Annotated in this window: 1 protein-coding gene; it reads left to right on the top strand. The window is 65.7% G+C overall.

The genetic code is table 11. The features are described from left to right. Positions 1–56 precede the first annotated feature (56 nt). Positions 57–20,363 (top strand): leukotoxin LktA family filamentous adhesin, encoded by a 20,307-nt coding sequence (locus ABIC09_RS02445; RefSeq protein WP_354108296.1) that lies wholly within the window; start codon positions 57–59, stop codon positions 20,361–20,363. Positions 20,364–20,369 lie beyond the last annotated feature (6 nt).

The raw sequence follows: 20,369 nt of genomic DNA, 5'->3' as shown, positions 1-20,369 counted from the left end.
AATCATTCTCCCACCCGGTTGTGGATCGGCGCCAATGCCGATGAAGAGGATCTGAAATGCGCAGACCATCTGCGAGGCGAGACAACAACGAACGGATGCTGCAAGGACTTGCACGCTTCCGTTCGATGTCGCTGCTTTGCGCGATGCAGATGGCCTTTCTTCCGGTGTTCAGCGTCCGCCTTCAGGCGCAGACGGCGAACGTCATCGTTCCGGACGGCCGCACCGGCACGTCCTTGCAGACCGCCGGCGGCGTCACCAACGTCACGACGTCGACGGTGTCGGGCGCCAATGCCTTCAACTCATTCTCGCAGTTCAGCGTCGGGCAGGGCAACACCGTCAATCTGCAGCTGCCGACCGGCACCCAAAACCTCGTCAACATCGTTCGCGACGCACCGGTCTACGTCAACGGCACGCTGAACTCCTACATGAACGGCGCCATCGGCGGTAACGTCTACTTCGCCGATCCCAAGGGCTTCGTCGTCGGCCGCAGCGGCACGGTCAATGTCGGCAGCCTGAACGTCTCGACGCCGACGCGCGAGTTCACCGACAGCCTGATCGGCCCGGGCGGCGCGATCAACGGCACCGCGGTCGGCAACCTGATGGCGGGCTCGTTCCCGGTCTCGCCGGACGGCAATGTCAGGATCTACGGCCGGATCAATGCCGTCGACGGCGTCCGCCTGACCGGGCAGAACGTCCTTGTCGGCGGCGCAAGCCAGCGCGACATCGCCAATCTCGATCACGCCGCGAAGTTCGCGGCCTCCGTCAATTCCAAGGGCCTGCGCAGCGCCAGCGCCATCACCGTGAGCAACGGCTCGATCCATATCGGGGCCGTCAACAACGCCACGGTCAACGGGCGGCTGACGGCGCGCAGCAAGAGCGCGACGCCCAGCAACATCACCGTGACGGCCGGCACCAGCATCGAGGTTGGCAAGAACGCGAAACTCAGCACGGCCAGCAAGACCGCCAACGCCGGCAATATCACGCTGAAGACCCAGGGCGACCTGACCGTCAGGAGCGGCGCCAGGATCGATGCCAGTTCGGCCAGGGGCAATGGCGGTCTGGTCGACCTCAGCGCCGACGGCAAGTTCGATATCGGCGACAAGGTCCAGATCAATCTGGCGGCGCCGAACGGCAAGCACGGCACGCTGGTCCTCGATCCCGTCGACATCATCATCGGCGACGCGGCCCAGGGCGACGCCAATGTCAACATGTCGAACGCGACGGTCGCGGCCGCCATCTCCGCGCTGAACGGCACCGGCACCTTCACGCTGTCCGCGAGCAATTCGATCACGATCGATCAGCATGGCCGGGTCGATGGTGGCTCCGGCGGCGTCAATGTCGCGCTGAGTGCGCCGACCTTGACTCTGCTGGCCGGCAGCTACCTGCGCGGCGATACGGTGTTGCTGGATTCCGGTGCGAGCGGCACCATCAACGTCAACGCCGCCGCCAACGGCGGCGCGCAAATGATGACCAACACAGCGCTGCGGTTCATCGCCGCGCATCTGATGTTGACCAGCGCGAGCACCGCGTTCGTGGGCGACGGCACCAGTTCGGCCAACAAGAACGCGGCGGGCTTCATCTCGAATGCCGCAATCGCCCGCTACTCCGCGGCAATGGGCGGATTGGGCGACCTCACGGTGAGCGCGGCCACCGCCCTGACCGTCGATAGCACCGGCATCATCGATACGCGCCAGCTCGGCAGCGACGGCGTGTCGAACGGAAAGTCGCTCGACGTCGCGCTCAAGGCCCCGACCATCGCCATCGCGTCCGGCGGGCAGGTGCTGGCGCAATCGGTCAACACGTCGGACGTGACGTTCACCGCCGGCAAAATCATCCTCGACGCGACATCGGGCGCGCCGGGGGCCGTGACGGTGGCAGGCTTGCTCTCCGGCGGCAGCGTCACGCTGAAGGGCACCTCGGTGGCGCTGAACCCCACCGCGATCATCGACACCCGCAATCGCGATTCCGACGGCAACGCGCTCCGCGATTCCGGCGACGTCACGATCACGGCGAACAGCATCACAGCCGCGGCCGGCAGCCAGATCCAGGCCGGCGCGGTCAATTCCGGCAGCGACAGCTATGTCGCCGGCGCCGTCACCTTCGACGCGACCGCCGTCAGCAACGGTTCCGTGACCGCCAACGGATCGATCACCGGTTCTAATGTCACGCTGATGGCGGGCGCCTCGGTCAGTGTCGGAGCTGCGGCCCGGATCGGTGCCTCCGTTCCGGCAGGCACCGCCGCGATCACGCTGCAGGCGCCGACCATCAATGTGACCAGCGGCGCGCAGTTCTCGGCGAACTCCGTCATCTACGACATCCAGCGCAGCGCGGTGATCGTCGGCGATCCCACGCAGGATGCGGCCGATGCGTCCAACCCCGGCTTCATCTCCAACGCCACGGTCGCCGGCTATATCGCCGCCCTCGGCGGCAACGGTGTGGTTACACTGTCGGCGATCGACAGCCTCGCTATCGATGCGCACGGCGTGATCGCCGGCGGCGCTGCCGGCGTGGCGCTCACGGCGGGGACGTCGATCTCGCTGGCCGGCAACAGCAGCGTGACCGGCAACGGCGTCGGTATCAACAGCAACACCGTCACCATCAACGCCGGCGTGACCGGCGGCACCGTGCTCTCGCCGCAGCTCACGCTGATCGCTTCGGTCCTCAATCTCACCAGCTCGGCCAACATGGTGGTCGGCGATGCCGCCAACGCAGCCGTCAACCTGACCAACGCCAGCATTGCAGGCTATCTGTCGACGGCGGGCGGCTCGGTCGGCACGCTGAAGCTGAGTGCGGCATCTTCGATCACGGTGAAGAACGGCGGCGTGATCGACCTCCGTCGCTTCGACGCGGCCAGCGGACATTCGTCAGGCGCATCCGGAAACATCGCGCTGGCGGCGCCGACGATCGCGATCGAGAGCGGCGCGAGCCTGCGCACCGATGTCAGCAACGTATCGGGGCAGACCTTCTATACGCCGGGAAGCATTACGCTGGCGGCGTCGAACATCACGGCCGGCGCCGGCACGATCAATGGCGGTGTCGTGACGTTCAACGCCGGGGCGGGGACCATCTATGTCGGGCCGTCCAACGATCCGAACGGCAGCAATCCGCCCGCCGGCACCGTATTCCTGAGCAATGCGACGATCTCGAACTATCTTGCTTCGCTGGCTGGTTCGAGCACGTTTGCGCTGGCCGCGACCAATTCGCTGTACGTCGACAACGGCGGCAGCATCGCCGCCGAAGCGGCCCGCAACGTCAACCTGACTGCGGGCTCGCTGATCTCGTTCGCCGGCAACACCACCTTGATCGGCAATACGATCGTGCTCAATGCCGGACGCGCCGGCACGCTCGCGGTCAATGCCGCGTACAATGGCGGCGCGACGATCACGGCGCAGTCGCCGCTGATGCTGCTCGCTTCGCAGGTCAAGTTGACCAGCACCGATAGCGTTTACATCGGGAACGCATCCACCGACACCAATGTCAACGCACCCGGATTCATCGATAATACGACCATTGCGCGCTACGTGACGGCGCTGCATGGCGCTGGCTCGATCTCGATTGCTGCGGCTACTGCGGGCTCCACAACAACCACACTCACCGTCGATGCCAGCGGCAGGATCGACGCTACCGCCAAGGACTCGCATTCCCACTCCACCGCCGACGGGGTCAACGTCTCGCTGTCGGCGGCCTCAGTGACGGTCGCCGCGGGCGCCGTGATCGACGCCCAGGCCGCCAATGCGGGCGGCACCACGTACAGGTCCGGCGCCGTTTCCATCTCGGCCACGATGACCGACGTCATCAACGGGACCGCGGGCGGCGCGCTTACGATCGGCGGCACGATCAAGGGCAGCTCGGTGGTGCTTGCTGCCGGCGGCATCACCGTCGCGAACACCGCGGCGCTGCTCGTCGACACCGGCGGCAGCGTGCGCTTCGGCTTCTGGAACGGAGAAGACGTCAACAATACCGCGAACAGCAACGGGTCGAACGGGGTCCTGTCGAACAACGTGATCGCGAGCTATATCGCGGCGATGCAGGCGGGCGGGACGTTCGTCCTGTCGTCGTTGGGCGCCTGGACCATGCACCTGACCTCGACCGCCGTGATCAACGGCGGCAGCAACGTCAATATCGCGTTCTCGTCGAAGGCGCTCTCGGTTGCAACCGGTGCCCGGATCATCGCGGGTGCGGTCGGGGTAAGCTTCGACCAGGACGACGTCTATATCGGACCGACTGGCGACGCCAATTCGAGCAGGACCGGGTTCGTCAGCAATGACACGATCGCCAACCTGATCCTCGCGTCCCCGAGCCTCAGCACGTTCACGATCAGCACCAACAACTCGATCACGATCGATCCCAATGGCGTCATCGATACGCGTCTCCTGAACGGTTCCGGCTTCTCCCAGAATTATCCGCTCAACGTCACGCTGACCGCGCCAACGATCTCGATCATGCAGGGCGCCGAGATCAGGGCACAGGCCATCAACAACGGGACCAGCTTCACCAGCGGCGATGTCAGCCTGATCGCGACCGCCAGCCAGACGCTGTTGTCGGGGCTCGCGAGCGCGAGCACCGGCATTACCGTCGACGGCAAGATCACCGGTGGCAACATCACCATCAAGGCCGAGTCGACCGCCACGTCGAATATGAATACGGCCACCGCCGCGGGCTTTTTCGCGTCGGTGGCCGAGACGGTCGGGTCACTGATCCTCGGCGTCAACGGCGGATACGTTGCCGCCGATACGGTCGCCAAGGTGGCGATCACCGGCCATGCCGACATCAACGGTTCCGGCGACGTGAAGATTTCCGCGCGGAGTACCCAGGACGCCGAGGATCCCGTGGTTTCGGCCGGCCTGGTATCGCCGGTCGGTGCGGCCGTCGTCGTCGGCAAGGTGACGGCTGACGTCTCGGCGATCGTGTCATCCGGCGCCTCGATCCACGCGGGCGGGGGACTTCTGGTCGGCGCCGCCACCGACACCACGTTGAATGTGTCGGCGCTTGCTGTCACGACAAAAGGTCTGTTCCTGGCGACGTCCGCGGTCGGCCTGGCCAACATCAAGACCGAGGCGACGGTCAACACGGGCGCGATCCTCTCCAGCGGCAACCAGGGCCTTCAGGTCTCGGCGAACAACTACGGCAACTTCTCGGTCAGCGCGACAGCACTCGGGTTCACCCCGCTGACGTCCACGAGCGATTCCGGCGGAATGGGCGGCGCGGTTGCCGTGAGCAACATCAATGTCACGACCACGGCGACGATGGGCGCCAACTTCGGTGGCAGCGGCGCCAATCAGGCCGGCAATCTCGTGGTGGCCGCAGCGACCGACATTGCGAGGAACGCGACCAGCGCGTCGGTCACGCTCGGGTCGCCCGGATTGCTCGGTGCCATCATCAATGGCGGGGCCGGCGCGTCCGAGGGCTTCAAGAAGGCGGCCGGGACGCTGCTGACGCCGATTACGGACGTCAAGCTGCCGTTCAAGGTAGCGGGGTCGCTATCGCTTGCAATGACGTCGGAATCGGCCAACGCCGCCATCGCGGCCACGAACGGCGGGACGGCGCCCCAGATCTACACGTCCGGCGACGTCGCCGTGGTCAGCCAATTGATCGACGACCAGATCCGCAACAATTCCTCTTCGACGGTGAACGTCAGCAGCGCGGACAAGGGTCCGGCATTTGCGATTTCTGCCGCGGTCGCCTTCGGCGAGTACACCCACAACTCGAACGCCTATGTCGGCGCGAACGTGGTCATCAGCGCCGCGGACATCGGCGTCGCCGCCTTGACGACGATACCGAACACCAACACCTGGGAGCAGTGGAACGGTCTCAGCGACACGTTGAGCCATCTCAATGCCAATTTCGGCGTCGTCAACAATATCGTCACCACCTATGCCAATGCGAACTCCAGCGGCGGCGGCACCGTTTCCGTCGCCGGCTCGTTCGCCTATTTCGGCCTGACCGACAACACCACGGCGTGGGTCGGCAGCGGCGCGCAATTGTACTCGACCCGTGCGTCGAGCGGCACGGCCGGCTGGACGGCGACGGCGGCCTACAACATCGACGGGGTGGTCATTTCGCAGGGCTTCGCCTCGGCGCTGACGGTTTCGGCCTACACCTACAACACGTCGATCGACATCGGCGGCGTGTTCGGTCCGCTGGTGCTGCTGCCCGGCTCCGACAGCCCGGGAACGGCGGCGGGCGGAACGCTCAACCTGATCCAGTCTACCAGCAACACGATTGCCGGCGTGTCCTCCGGCGCCACACTGAGTTCGCAGAGCGACGTCAGCGTGACCGCTGATACGACCGACCTGCTGTTCGCGATCGCGCCGACGTCGGGATCGTCGAGCGGCAGCCTGGCGCTGAACGGCATCCTGTCGATGGCCTCCATCGACAACACGACCCACGCCTCGATCAGCTCCCTGGCGACCATTCTCTCGCCGCGTTCGGTGCAGATTTCGGCCGACCAGAACGTGTCGCTGTTCTCGCTGTCGGGCGCGATCCAGCTCGGCACCACCTCCGGCGTCGGCGTCTCTGCCGCCTACATGACGGCGCTCGCCGACACCGCCGCCTATATCGGCGATAACCGCAACGACATCGCCGGCGGCGCGTTCAGCAGCGACGATCCGAATGCCACGAGCGGCTCGGGCGGTCACGTGACCACCAAGAGCCTGCAGGTCAATGCTGCGACTGCGGGCCGGATCACGGTTGCCGCGGTAGCGGCGGTGGAATCCGATCCGTTCGCGCAGATCGGCTATGTCAGCAAGGCCACGGCGCTCTACAAGTCGCCGGCCTTTGGCGGATTGGGGGCCCTCGAAGTGGCCAAGCAGGCCGCCGCGAAGAAGAACGGAACGTCGAAGTTCAGCATCGATATCGCCGGCAGCTCCGCGGTCTCGGCCACGTCCCTCGATACCTCGGCCTACATCAAGGGCGTCACCGTCAACAGCGGCAATCCCTATACCGCCACGGACGCGGCCGTCATCCAGGTCCAGGCGCTCAACGACACCATCACCACCAATGGCTCCGGCTCCGGCGCGCTCAACCTTGCTGGCGGGAACGCGACCAGCGCCGCGATCGCCGGTGCGATCTCGATCGCGCTGTCCAGCAACTCGACGACGGCCTACATCGCCAATTCGACGGTTTCGGATGAATCGGCGGTCAACGTCCGGGCGCTCAGCGGCGGCTCGCTGACGGCGGTGGCGATCGCACTCTCCGCGACGCGCACCGGCACCGCCGCCTCGGTATCGGTTTCGGTCGGCTCGATCTCGGATTCGGCGACCGCCTATATCGACAACTCGACCATCACCGGCGTGAGCGGCGGCACGGCGAACGCGGCCAATGTCAACGCTTACCAGACCTCCGACATCGCGATCGGCGGCGGGTCGCTTTACCTCAACGGTGACAAGAACGCGGCCGGCCTGGCGCTGACCTATGCCGAAATCCGCAATCCCGGCGGCAGCAACGCCGTCGATGCCCATATTTCCGGTTCCACCGTCACGGGTTTCAATTCGCTGACGGTCATCGGTGACGACGCCAGCGTGATCGCGGCCGGCGGCGCTTCCGGCGGTTACGCCGAGAACGGATTGGCCGGGTCCATCGTCATCGACGAGATCAGCCCGAGCGTGCTGGCCTATATCAGCTCGAGCACCGTGACGGTTTCGGGCGGAAACGTCACCGTCAGCGCCGAGAGTGTCGATATCGCCTCGCTGGACGATGCGCTCGGCACGCTGGTGCGCGCTACCAACCACGGCCAGCTTGCACATGATAATTGCACGACGTCGAGCGGGTCGCAGGCTTGCGTGGATTTCAGCGGAGCCGCGCTGAACGGCGGCGTCGGCGCCGGCCCCGGAGCCGCGATCACGTCGGTTGCGGGCATCGTCCAATTCGGCAAGAACAACATCGGCATCGCCATCGTCGTCGATGAGATCAGCGCCACGCGTTCGGCCTACATCACCAAGACCCTGATGACCGTGACGAGTGGCAACGTGCTGGTTGCGGCGGAAGATCCCTCGAAGATCCAGTCCGTTGCGGTCGGATTCGGTCTGTCGACCGGACAGTTTGCCGGGCAGGGCGGGGCCGTCATCAGCACCATCAGGAACAACGTTTCGGCGAGCATCGGCGACGCCAATTCGACCACCTCCGATACGGTGGTGAGCGCGGGCAACGTCACCGTACAGGCGCTCGACAACTCCGCGATCACCTCCACGGCGGCGGTCGCGGGAGCATCCACCCAGGGCAGCGCCGGCGGTCTCGCTATCGTGTATAGCGAGATCGACAATCAGCTCGACGCCAACGTCACGAGCGCCAAGTTGCTCGCCGGCAGCAGCGCCGTGGTCAGTGCCACCTCGAACGGCAGGATCTCGACGGTCGCCGTCGGCGTAGCGTTGTCCTCCCAGATCGGCCTCGCGGGATCGGTCGCGACCAACCTGCTGGGCACCAACGTCACGGCCAGCATCACCAATGGGGCGGACGTCACGGCCAACAACAATGTCGGCGTGATCGCCAAAAATTCGGACAATATCGTCGTGTCTGCCGGCGCGCTTTCGATCTCCAAGGGCCCGGCCGGCGGCGCCGGCTCGATCGTGACCAACCAGATCACCGGCAGCACCTCTGCCTACATCAGCGGATCGAGCACCAAGGTCGACGCACTCGGAACCAGCTCGACCGACACGTTGTCAGTCAATAGCGGCACGCTGGCGCACGCGAGCGATCTCGGCGGCTTCCAGGCGCCGACCGACAGCACGCCCGATCTAAGCGAGACCCAGGATACGGTGAAGGGCCTCGCCGTGGTCGCCAGCTCGCACCAGGCCGTCGTGACCAATGTCATGACGATCGCGGCGGGCTCCGGCATCTCGATCATGGTCAACCCGATCACCTCGGTGCTGAGCGGGTCGACCAGCGCCTATATCGACGGTGCCAGCATCGATACGCGCCTCACCAGTGCCAGCCTGCTGCCGCAGATCGACGTCGCCGCCTCGAGCTTCTCCTATTCGGGCGCGTTCGGCGCCGGCATCGTGCCTCCGACCGGCACCGGCGGTGGCGGCGCGACCATCATCTCGACGACGATGTCGCGCACCACGATGGCCACCGTCACCAATGCGACCGTCGGCAGCCTGTCGGCGACGACGACCCCGACGGTCGGCGCCGTCAACGTGAAGGCCAATGCCGAGCAGGATGCGTCCTCGATCGGCATCGGCTTCAACACCGGCTCGGTCGCTCTGAACATCTTCACCGCGACCACCGAGGCCTATGTCGACGGCGGCGCGCTGACCGCGTCGTCGCTCACCGTGAACGCCAATGACACCACCGGCATCTACTCGGCCGGCGGCTCGGCAGCCTATGGCAGCCAGGCCGCGGTCGCCGCAGCCTTCCTGGTCCAGGTCTCGGCGAATCGGACCGAGGCCTATGTCGGCGACGAGTTCTTCTATCATGGCGGCAGCACGACCCACACGACCGCGCTCAATCTGAGCGGTGCGCTCGACGTCGAGGCCAACACCAAGGACCGCTTCCAGGCCTATTCGGTCGGCGGCTCGCTCGCGACCGGATCGGCCGCGATCGCCGGCATGGCGAACATCGAGATCGCCAACAACACCACCATCGCCGGTGTCTATGACACCACGCTGCGGTCGCCTACGGGCGGCGCAGCCGGCGCGGTCACCGTCAGCGCGAACGAGGATGTCGCGATCAAGGAGATCGCCGGCGCGCTCGCGATCGGCGCCAGCGGCTCAGGCGTCGGTGTCGGCGCCGCCGCCAACGTGCTCGTCTTCAAGAGCCAGACCATTGCGGAAAGCGTCAACAGCAATTTGAACTCCTCCGCCGCGATCAATGTCAGCGCGCTCAGCACCAAGGAAGTGCTGTCCTACGCGGTCACCGCGGGCATCGGCGGCAGCGTCGGCATCGGCGCGACGGTCGGCGTCATCATCATCGGCGAGAATACGGCCGATTCCGACACGCAGATCCAGGAAACCGGGCAACTGGATCAGCGCGACAGCAACGGCCACAACAACGGCACCATCACGGCGGTCAACAACAGCACCAGCAATTCGCACGGCAGCGATGCGGTTGCGAGCGGCACCGCCGGCAATCCGAACTACGCCCATGTCAGCTCGACCTACGACGTCAGCACCGTGCTGGTCGGCGGTGCCGACGGCGTCACCGCGCAGATCGCGGGCGGCACCACCACGGGCACGCAGGTCAATGTCGGCGCCACCAGCGCCAATGCGACCGAGATGTACCTGCTCGGCGCCGGCTTCGCCAAGAATGTCGGCATCGGTGCAGGCATCGGCTACACCAGCGTCAACAGTCGCGTGACAGCCAATCTGAGCTCGGCCGTCACCGCGCCGTCCGTCATGGTTGCGGCGGTGGTCAAGGACGCCGGCACCGGGCCTTATGCCGGCCAGACCATCAACACCGAGGCGATCGCCGGTGGTGCTGCGCTTTACTTCGGCGCGGATGCCGCGGTGGCGATCGGCAACGTCTCCAACCACGTGACGGCAGAGCTCGGCGGCTCCGTGACCGGGACGGGCGGCGCCGGCGTTGCCGTGATGGCGCAGGATTCCACGACCCAGATCGTCTTCACGGGCGGTGTCACCGCCGGTGCCGCGGCGGTCGGCGCCTCGATCTCGACGGCGAGCCGGTCGAGCACGGTCTCGGCAGAGGTGCTGCAGGGTGCCAATGTCAATACCTCGACGCTCGCGGTCGGCGCGCAAGGCGCGGGCACCTTGACCACGACGGCAACGGCGTTTGGCGGCGGCATCGTCGCGGGCGTCGGTGCGGACGCGGAGGCTCACGAGAATTCGAGCGTGACCGCCGATATCGGCGCAGGCTCCACGATCGCGACGTCCGCGACCGGAGCCGGCACGCTGGTGTCGGCGTCGATCACGCCCAATCTGTCGAGCAGCGCGATCGGCGTCGCGGTCGGCGGCGGTGCGGTCGGCGTCGCCGTCGCCCTGTCGACGGTCGGGGCCCAGGTCACGGCCGATATCGGCGACAACACCATCTTCTCAGGCGGCGCGATCTCCGTGGCTGCCATGGCGCTGGTCCCGACCGGCGGCACGACGACCTACGCCTGGGCACTCGCAGGTGGTGGCGGATCGCTGATCGGTGCCCAGGGCAGCTTCGCCAAGGCTTCGGAGAACGCGACGGTCAACGCCTATGGCGGGACCGGAGTTACGCTTCCCAACGCAAACGTGACTATTGCAGCCGAAAACGACAGCGCCCAATACGCCCAGGCGACCGGACTTTCGACCGGCTTCCTGGCATTGGGCGCGAGCGTCGCACAGGTATCGTCCAGCGCGCACACCTACGCCTATCTCGGGGCGGGCGCGATCACGTCGGCGTCCAACACCGGTGCTCTTCAGATTACCGCGACCGGCGTCGATGCCAACGTTGCCAATGCGGTCGTCGGCGCGGGCGGCACCTATGCCGGCGCCGCGGCGGTGGCGACCACCAGCTCGACCGCGACGACCCAGGCGAGGGCCGACGGCAACGGAACCGACGACACGCTTTATTTCGGCGGTCTCAACATCCGCGCCAAGCACACCACGAACTATGCCGCCAGCGGCGACGCCTACCAGGCCTCCACCGCCGGCGTGTCCGGCGGCAGTGCGCAAAACACGGTGACCACAAACACGACCGCGGAGGTCGGCACGCACCTGATCATCAACTCGGCCGGCGGCGACATGGATGTTATCTCCAACGACATCGTCAATCAGGCCGGCGGCGGCGCGCGTTCGGGCTCGGGCGGCATGTTCTCGGGCGCCGCAGCGCTCAGCAACTCGACCGTCACCCAGACCGTCACCACCAACATCGACGCCGGGACGGTCCTGAGCCTCAACGACGATCCGCGGACGTCGAACGCGGTGATCAACATCGAGGCCTACAACACGCTGAATACGAACGACACGGTGAGCCTGGCCACGGCGAGCTTCTTCGCCGGCGGCGGCGCCGAATCCGACATGACGGCGAACGCCACGCTCACGGTCAACATCAATGCCCGCGAGCTCTTCAGCGCGGGCAAGATCTATGTCGGCTCGGCCGCGAAGATGGCGGCGGCCAACAATGCCAACGCCAGTCTTTACGGCGCGATCGCCGGTGTCGGCGCCAGCACCAACAGTTGGGTTCATGCCAACCAGGCCGTGAATGTCGGCAGCAACGCGAAGGTCGAGGCCTGGGGCGACATCACCATCTATGCGGGTCTCGCCGGCGACGGCAGCGTCTTCAGCAGCGTGCAGGCGACGGCGACGACGGTCGTCTACAACAACACCGCTGTCCCGATCTCCACCCTGTACCGCGGCACGGCCAATGCGGACGACACCACGAGCCTGACGCTCGCCAATACGTCGAGCGTGCTTGGCGTGCAAAACATCTATCTGGGTGCGACCCAGGCGCAGGTCACCGCCACTGGCAACGGCAGCAACTACAATCCGTATCTGGACATCTTCAGCGCCAAGAACAGCGACAACCACAGCCACACCAGCGGCAGCGGCGACGTCGCGCTCAACGGCCTGGTGGTTGCGGGCATCAACGACGATCTGACTGTCACGATTGAGCTGGGCGCGACCGCGCCGACGGTGAGCACGACCAGTCCTTACTCGTCGCTGACCAACAGCGGCTCGTCTGTTCTCGAATACGTCTCCGACGTCAATCACTTCAATCCAGTGATGAGCTGGAACCACCAGACGGTCCAGTATACCATCGTCTCCAGCTTCAATCCCTACCAGCTGATCGTCAACCAGCTCGTGACGCTGACCGGCCTGACCGCCGCGCAAATCCGCTCTCAGCTTGCGACGTCAACGACCGCGAACCCGGCCACGATGTCGCCCTCCGGGACCGATCCGACCGGCGACATCCAGCGCCAGATCAACACGCTGATCCAGCAGGCGCCCTATACCACCGACGCTGCAGGTAATGCCTTCGCGCTCGGCGACATGCTGGTGTCCGCCGGCAACGTCTCGATCCTGGCGCAGAAGCTGACCGGCAACAGCGGCACGAATCCCGCGGCGCCGGCGGTCATCGCGCGCAGCTCGCCGTTGATCAAGGTCGAGAACAAGGGTCTCGATTTCATGGACCTGAACAACCTCACGGTCACCGATGTGAGCGGAGGCAACATCACCTACCGCCAGATCGACCATGTCGATCCGGATTCGCACTCCAACGTGACCTTCACCGCTACGCCGAGCGCGTCGCCGAGGATCGACATCTCGGCCATCTACAACCGCCTGGATGCCGTCACCGGCCAGGCCGTCGACCAGAACGGCAACGCGCTCACCAGCACGCCCGACATCTACCTGGACGGCGCCATCACCAACAACAACGGCCTGCTCAAGATCACCAACAATTCGGGCAGCGTCGTCGCGTCGCAGGCCATGAATGCCGCGACCATCCAGATGGTGGTGCCCAAGGGCTCGTTCACCTTCCTCGGCGGTCTCGGGAGCTTCAAGGACACCAACGGCAGCGTCGCCGATCAATGGGCGGGTACGGAATTCAAGCCGGGTGACAACGACACGCTCACGGCGGTGATGTTGGCGGCGACCTATCTCGGTGCCTACGGCGATTACGCCACCAGCCCGCACATCGCCGGCGGCGGCAATCACCCGTACTTCTATTATTGCTGCGTCGACGGCAATACCGGCGTTCAGCAAACGGCCGCCAACAGTACGATCTTCACGGCGCGCATGCTGGATCTGTATTTCGACGGCACCTCGCTCTATTCGGCGATCTTCCTGCCGATGGGTCAGGGCGCGCCCGGCGATGGAAATGAGCACGCTGGCAGCGTGCCGTACCCCGCCACGCTCGCAGTCATCGAGGGACCGACGACCCAGAGCATCACCACGGCGCCGTGGCACCAGCACGACTATGACGGCCTGGGCGTCTACAGCGGCACGACCAGCGGTTCGAGCACATACTCCACCCCGTTCAACTGCGCGACCTGCGATGCCTACTTCCAGGTCATCAACATCCAGCCGGCCGCGATCACGCCGATCACCAAGGCTGCGCCGCCGGTCCAGCCTCAAAACGATGCGCAGATCATCGGCAAGGCGATCATCATCTCGGCGTCAGTGATCAACATCAACGGCACCCTCCAGAGCGGCTCGAGCAGCAATTACTCGGTCAACATCGGCGCCAACGCCCTGTCGGACATTAACATCCTCAAGAGCGGCACAGGCCTTGCCCAGGCCCAGGCCAATGCGCAACACGGCGTCTATTGGGATATACCGGTGTCCGATCTGACGACGTCGGGCACCGGCGACGCCACGATCGGGGCGAAGTACAACGTTCTCACCGACCAGATCATCTTGAACAGCGTGGTGCAGGGGTCGGGCGGCTACATCTACTTGAACGGCAAGATCATCTCGACCTCGACCCAGGACGGCCAGTTACAGGGCAAGCTCGTGATCAATGGCGGTGCCGGCACGGTCACGGTCAACAACACCACCGGCCTGCAGCTCGTCACCAACACCATCAACACCGGTGTCACCACGCCCAGCGTGATCGAGATCGTCGACCAGCTCAAGCAGCAGACCAAGTGGTACGTCTTCGACCCCACCGCGGCGGCCGGCCAGCAGGTGTCGACGTATGTGACCAACAGCGTCAATGCAAACCAGTACACCGGCTCGATGCTCACCGGCGTCAGCGGTACGGCAGGTGTCCAGTACGCGCCGCAGGCCGATATGCTTTATCAGTGGGTCGATACGGCGACGCTGGATCGTTCGCCGACCAGCACGCAGTTCGACTACGGCTGGACTTATACGCAAAACGCCGGGCATAGCTGGACCCGCGCGGTCAGTCTGGTGTCAGGCGTGCAGACCTCCAACTACCAGGAAGTCGTCACCGCCACCGGCGCCTATTACATTCCGAACGACAGCAGGCCGGGCAACAACGGGCAGAACACCCATTCCGACGCGTGTTGCGGCGCGGACTCCCAGTTCAACTGGTACCAGGAGATCTACACGCACCTGACCCTGACGCTGACCAACACGGTCAAGGCGTCGAACCCGATCAACATCCAGTTCAACGGCGGCAGCACCAGCACCGTTGCGGTCAATTCGAACTCCAGCATCGTCCTCATCGGGTCGGTCAACAACCTTCAGGGCACAACCTCGTTCACGGCCACCGGCGCCAACTCGTCGATCACGGTCGGCGCGCACGCGAACAACCCGGTGATCTCGGGCACCAGCGTCAGCCTGTCCGCGCCGGGCGGCATCGGCACGCTCGGCACGAACGGTGTTCCGGTCCAGGTGCAGCTCTATGGCGGCAGCCTTACCGCCAATTCGATCGACCACGACATCTCAATCTCGGCGATCGGCTCGCTGTCGATCAACCAGGTTAAGGTGAGCCCGACCGTCACGGGCCAGGCGCCGCAAGGCAGCGTCTTCCTCTCGGCCATCGGCGACATCAACTCGGCGTCCCCCTACGACGTCGCCAACCCCGTCGTGATCGGCAAGAATATCGAGATCGACTCCGCCGCCGGCGCGATCGGCGCGACCAGCAGCGTCGTCAATGGCGCGTCCACGCTGACCAACATCAATCCGCTGGTGATCCAGGCGACGGGCACAGTTCAGACCAACGGCGCCGTCGATGGCGGCGTCCTCGACAGCGCCTCGGCCACCGGCAGCTACATCATCCAGTCCAAGGGCGATTTGCGCCTCGGCACGGTCCAGTCGACCGGCGGCCCGGTGTTCCTGGAGGCGGCCGGCTCCGACGGCAACCAGGCCAGCATCCTGAACGGCCGGGCGGCCGCCGGTATCACCGCGGCGGAGAGCGCACATCTCCAGGCCGTCTGGGCCAATCTCGATCTGCTCAACGGCAACCCCGCCACCGCAGCCGTCAACAGCTACCAGTCCATGGTCACGTCGGCCTACAACGATTACTTCCAGCTCAAGAATATCGCCTTCGCGAACGGCAGCACCTACAACCCGACCTCGGTGGGGCTGACGGTGCTGCGGGCGCAGGTGGCGGCCAAGCTCGGCATCGATCCTTCCAGGGTCTCGACCACGGATATGAAGAACGAGGCCACGACACGGTTCCTGCGGGATCAGTTCCTGCTCGGCAAGATCAACACCGATGAGCTGAAGAGCTCGCTGACGACGCTGCTCGGTACCGCGCCCGCGGATCCGCTGGCGACCGTGTTCGGCAGCTCGCTGTCGACGACCCTGTTCGCGAAATTGTTCGACGGCGTGGCCACAGCCAATCAGCGCCTGCCGAGCAATACGGCCCTGCAGACGGCGCTTAATGCCTACAATTCGAACTACACCTACACGCTCGCATCGACCGAGCGCGTCTACGGCGTCATCACCGCGGGCGCGCAGTGGACGCAGAGCCAGCTTGCCTACACGGTCTCGTCGTCGGCCGTCGGCGCGGCACCGCCGCCGATCGACCCGAACGTCGCGGCCAATGTCAGCGCGAGCCAGATCATGCTCTACGCGCCGCACGGCTCGGTCGGCAATTCGGCCGCGCCCCAGACGTTCACCTTCACCAGTGTCGATTCCTCGTCGCTGACGACTGTGCAGCGGGGATTGCTCTCCTCGGCCGGTCCCGGCCAGCTCACCGTCGGTGCGACCACGGATCCGACGACCCACGTCGTGACCTATACGGTCAGCCTGTCGCAGCAGAACCTCGTCGTCCTCGACAACCCGACCGCGATCTCGGCCAACGCGCTGTCGAATATCTATCTCGGCAGCAAGAACAGTCTCACGCTCGGCGGCGTCACGGCGAGCTACGGCCCGATCGCGGCCGCGCAGGCCAACGGCATCCAGGTGACCGGTCGTGGCGACGTCAAGCTCGACGCCGTGACCGGCATCACCGCTGCCGCCGGCGTGACCGGTGTGCCCGTGATATCAGGCGATATCGCCAACCTGACCCTGATCGCCGAGCACGGCAATATCGGCGCTCCCGGGACTGCCGGAAGCAATCCCGCGACCAATGCCAATGCGATCCAGATCGCCTTTGCCAGCCCGGCCAACGACCAGCTCGACCAGGTCTCGTCCGGACAGGGCATCTATGTGAAGCAGACCACCGGCGATCTCATCCTCGGCAACATCTCCGCCGGCAACGAGATCCAGCTTGCCGCGACCGGCAGCATCTACGCCGAAGCCGGCTTCTCGGACCGCACCGCGATCCACATTCTGGGCACCGACCTCGATCTGCGCGCCGGCGGCAATATCGGCTTCAACAGCTCGACCTTCCAGCCGCTGCAGGTGAATATCTCCGGCGCCGTGACCGGTTCGGCAGGCGGCGATTTCAGCCTTCTCGCGGTCACCGGCGACCTCGCAGTCGGCACCAGCGGCGCCTACGGGTCGCTGACGGCCGGCGGCGCGATGACGCTGAACGTGCCGCGCGGCGCGCTCACCATCAATGCCGACCTCACCAGCGACGGCCTGATGCAGCTCCTTGCCAATCGCGGCATGACCTTCGCGGCCGGCACCAGCACGGCACCCATGGTTGCGACCAGCAGCTCCGACGGGGTGACGCTGGTGGCCGCGACGCTGTCGATGGGCGCCTATTCGGCCATCAACGCGGCCGGCGCGATTTCGGTGACCACTACGGGCGATGCGACGATTGGTCAGCTGAATTCGTCGCTGTCCCATGCTGCAGCCGGCAACGCTCCGTCGATCATCGTCACTGCCGGTGGCGTCGCCTCGCTCGGAGCGATCATCGACAATGGCGACGGTCAGACCAAGTTCGTCGCGTCCGGCACTGGCGCCGAACTTTCGCTGGGCGCGTCGAACGGCATCGGCACCGCGACGGACCGGTTCATCTTCAGCGCCGCGCGGCTATCGGCAAGCGCGACCGACGGCGCAATCTACCTGAAGGCTCTCACCGACACCGACGCGATCCTGCTGTCTGCCGTGAAGGGCAGCGTCGACATTCTCGGTACCGGCGGCCTGACGCTCGATCAGGTGGTCGCGGGCACGGCGACGGGCGCGAGCGGCAGCTTCAGCGCCGTCACCACCAACGGCAGCATCGTGATCGGGACTGCCAGCAGCAGCGGCTTGCAGACGATCCACGCCAGCCAGAACGTGACGCTCAACTCGCTCGCCTCCACCGGCAATGCCGGCGACGTCGGCAACATCAACGTCACCGCCGATAACGGCTTCATCCTGGCGCAGACGGTGATGTCCGGCGGCGTGCCGACGCTGGGCTCGCTCTCGGCCAATGGCTCGGCGACGCTAATCGCCGCCACGACCATCACCGGCAACATTCTTGCGGCGACGACCGGCTCAGGCCTGCTGAGCGCCGGCGGCCCGATCAACTGGAACGTCCTCAACGTCGCGACGACGCTGGGCGCGACTGCGGGCCAGGGCAGCATCACCGTGCAGACCGCGCAGAGCGGCGGCTCGCAGACCATCCACGCCCACGACAACGTGACCTTCAACGCGCTGACGGCGACCGGCATCAATGGCGACGCCGGAAGCATCAACGTCGATGCGGACAACGGTTTCATCCTGGCGCAGACGGTGATGTCCGGCGGCGCGACGACGCCGGGCTCGGTCTCCGCCAACGGCTCGGTGAGGCTGATCGCCGCCACGACCATCACCGGCAACATTCTTGCGGCGACGACCGGCTCAGGCCTGCTGAGCGCCGGCGGCCCGACCAACTGGAACGTCCTCAACGTCGCGACGACGCTGGGCGCGACCGCGGGCCAGGGCAGCATCGCCTTGCAGACCGCACACAGCGGGGGCTCGCAGACCATCCACGCCCACGACAACGTGACATTCAACTCGCTCGCCTCCACCGGCAATGCCGGCGACGCCGGCAACATCAACGTCGATGCGGACAACGGTTTCCTCCTGGCGCAGACGGTGATGTCCGGCGGTGTGCCGACGCTGGGCTCGGTCTCCGCCAATGGCTCGGCGAAGCTGATCGCCGCCACGACCATCACCGGCAACATTCTTGCGGCGACGACCGGCTCAGGCCTGCTGACCGCCGGCGGCCCGATCAACTGGAACGTCCTCAACGTCGCGACGACGCTGGGCGCGACCGCGGGCCAGGGCAGCATCACCTTGCAGACCGCGCAGAGCGGCGGCTCGCAGACCATCCGCGCCCACGACAACGTGACCTTCAACGCGCTGACGGCGACGGGCATCAATGGCGACGCCGGCAACATCAACGTCGATGCGGACAACGGTTTCATCCTGGCGCAGACGGTGATGTCAGCCGGCGTGCCGACGCTGGGTTCGCTCTCGGCCAACGGCTCGGTGAGGCTGATCGCCGCGGGCACCAACATGGGTCACAACCTCTCGGCGTCGACCGGCAACGCGCTTCTGCAGGGTACCGTCGTCAAGTGGGACAATCTCAACGTCGGCGGCACGCTCGGCATCGCTGCGACAGTCGGAGGGATCACCCTCGGTACCGCTATCAGCGGCGGCACGCAGACGCTGCATGCGGTGAACGACGTCGTCTTCCGCCAGCTCACCACGACCGGCATCCCGGGCGATGCCGGCGATCTGATCGTCAAGTCCGACACCGGCTCGCTTCGCGGCGGCTCGATCTCGGCCAACGGCGATACCCGTTTTGATGTGGCCGGATCGGTCTCGTTCGACCGGGTCAGCGGCGAAACCATCAAGTTGACCTCGTCGGGTGATCTGACCATCAACTGGGTCAGCGTGGTCAGGGAGCTCGACCTCGCCGCCGATACCATCACCGTCACGGGCGAGCAGGTCCGCTCGAATCCGCCGATTCCGCTGATCCTGAACATCACGGGCTACAATGGTGGCATCGCGAAGTATGCCAATATCTCGATCGATCCGGACTCCATCATCGTCAACCAGTTCAGGGTGATCGACGCGAACTTCCTGACCGACGCGCACTCCGTGACGATCCTGAACGGCTACGTGCCGGGCCAACTCCTGCTCACCACAGCGACCGAGCAGGTGCTGCTGAACAACCGTACGCCGGCGCCGAGCAATAGGCCGACGCTCCAGCTCTACCAGCCCGACGGCGTGTTCACGATGAGCCAGGTCGGCAACGCCAACGTCACCAACGCCTATGTGGTGTTCTACGCGGGCGATATCTCGGCGAGCGTCTCCAATTACGGTTCGAGCCACGCCTGCTGCAGCGACTACACAGGCGCCAGCATGGTGCGCAACATCTCCGTCGACGGCGAGGGCCATGAGAGCATCGGCACCTGGCTGGCGCAGAAGAGCGGGGAAGGGACGTTCTACCAGCTCGGTCTCTCCGGCCATGCACGGCTCGACGCGTTGCTGTCGCCGCGGCCGGTCGAGACCATCGGGTCTGGTCCAGCCGTGAACGTCGAAGGGCTCAGCGACATGCGCAAGCTGCGCCGCCAGGGGCAGCGCACGGGTCGCCCGGGTTGGAAGGACGCAGCAATTGGTGCAATGACGAAGCCGGCGGTGAGTCGCCTTGCGGAGGCATGGTAGGTCGAG

The sequence above is a fragment of the Bradyrhizobium sp. S3.12.5 genome, from assembly GCF_040548225.1.
In the GTDB taxonomy this organism is placed as follows: domain Bacteria; phylum Pseudomonadota; class Alphaproteobacteria; order Rhizobiales; family Xanthobacteraceae; genus Bradyrhizobium; species Bradyrhizobium cytisi.
Note: the sequence above shows the minus strand (reverse complement) of the source record. Positions and strands in the feature narration are given on the sequence as shown.

Bases quoted from the DNA above. Each gene is read 5' to 3' on its own strand.
- ABIC09_RS02445 (WP_354108296.1), top strand. From the start codon at position 57: ATGCGCAGACCATCTGCGAGGCGAGACAACAACGAACGGATGCTGCAA.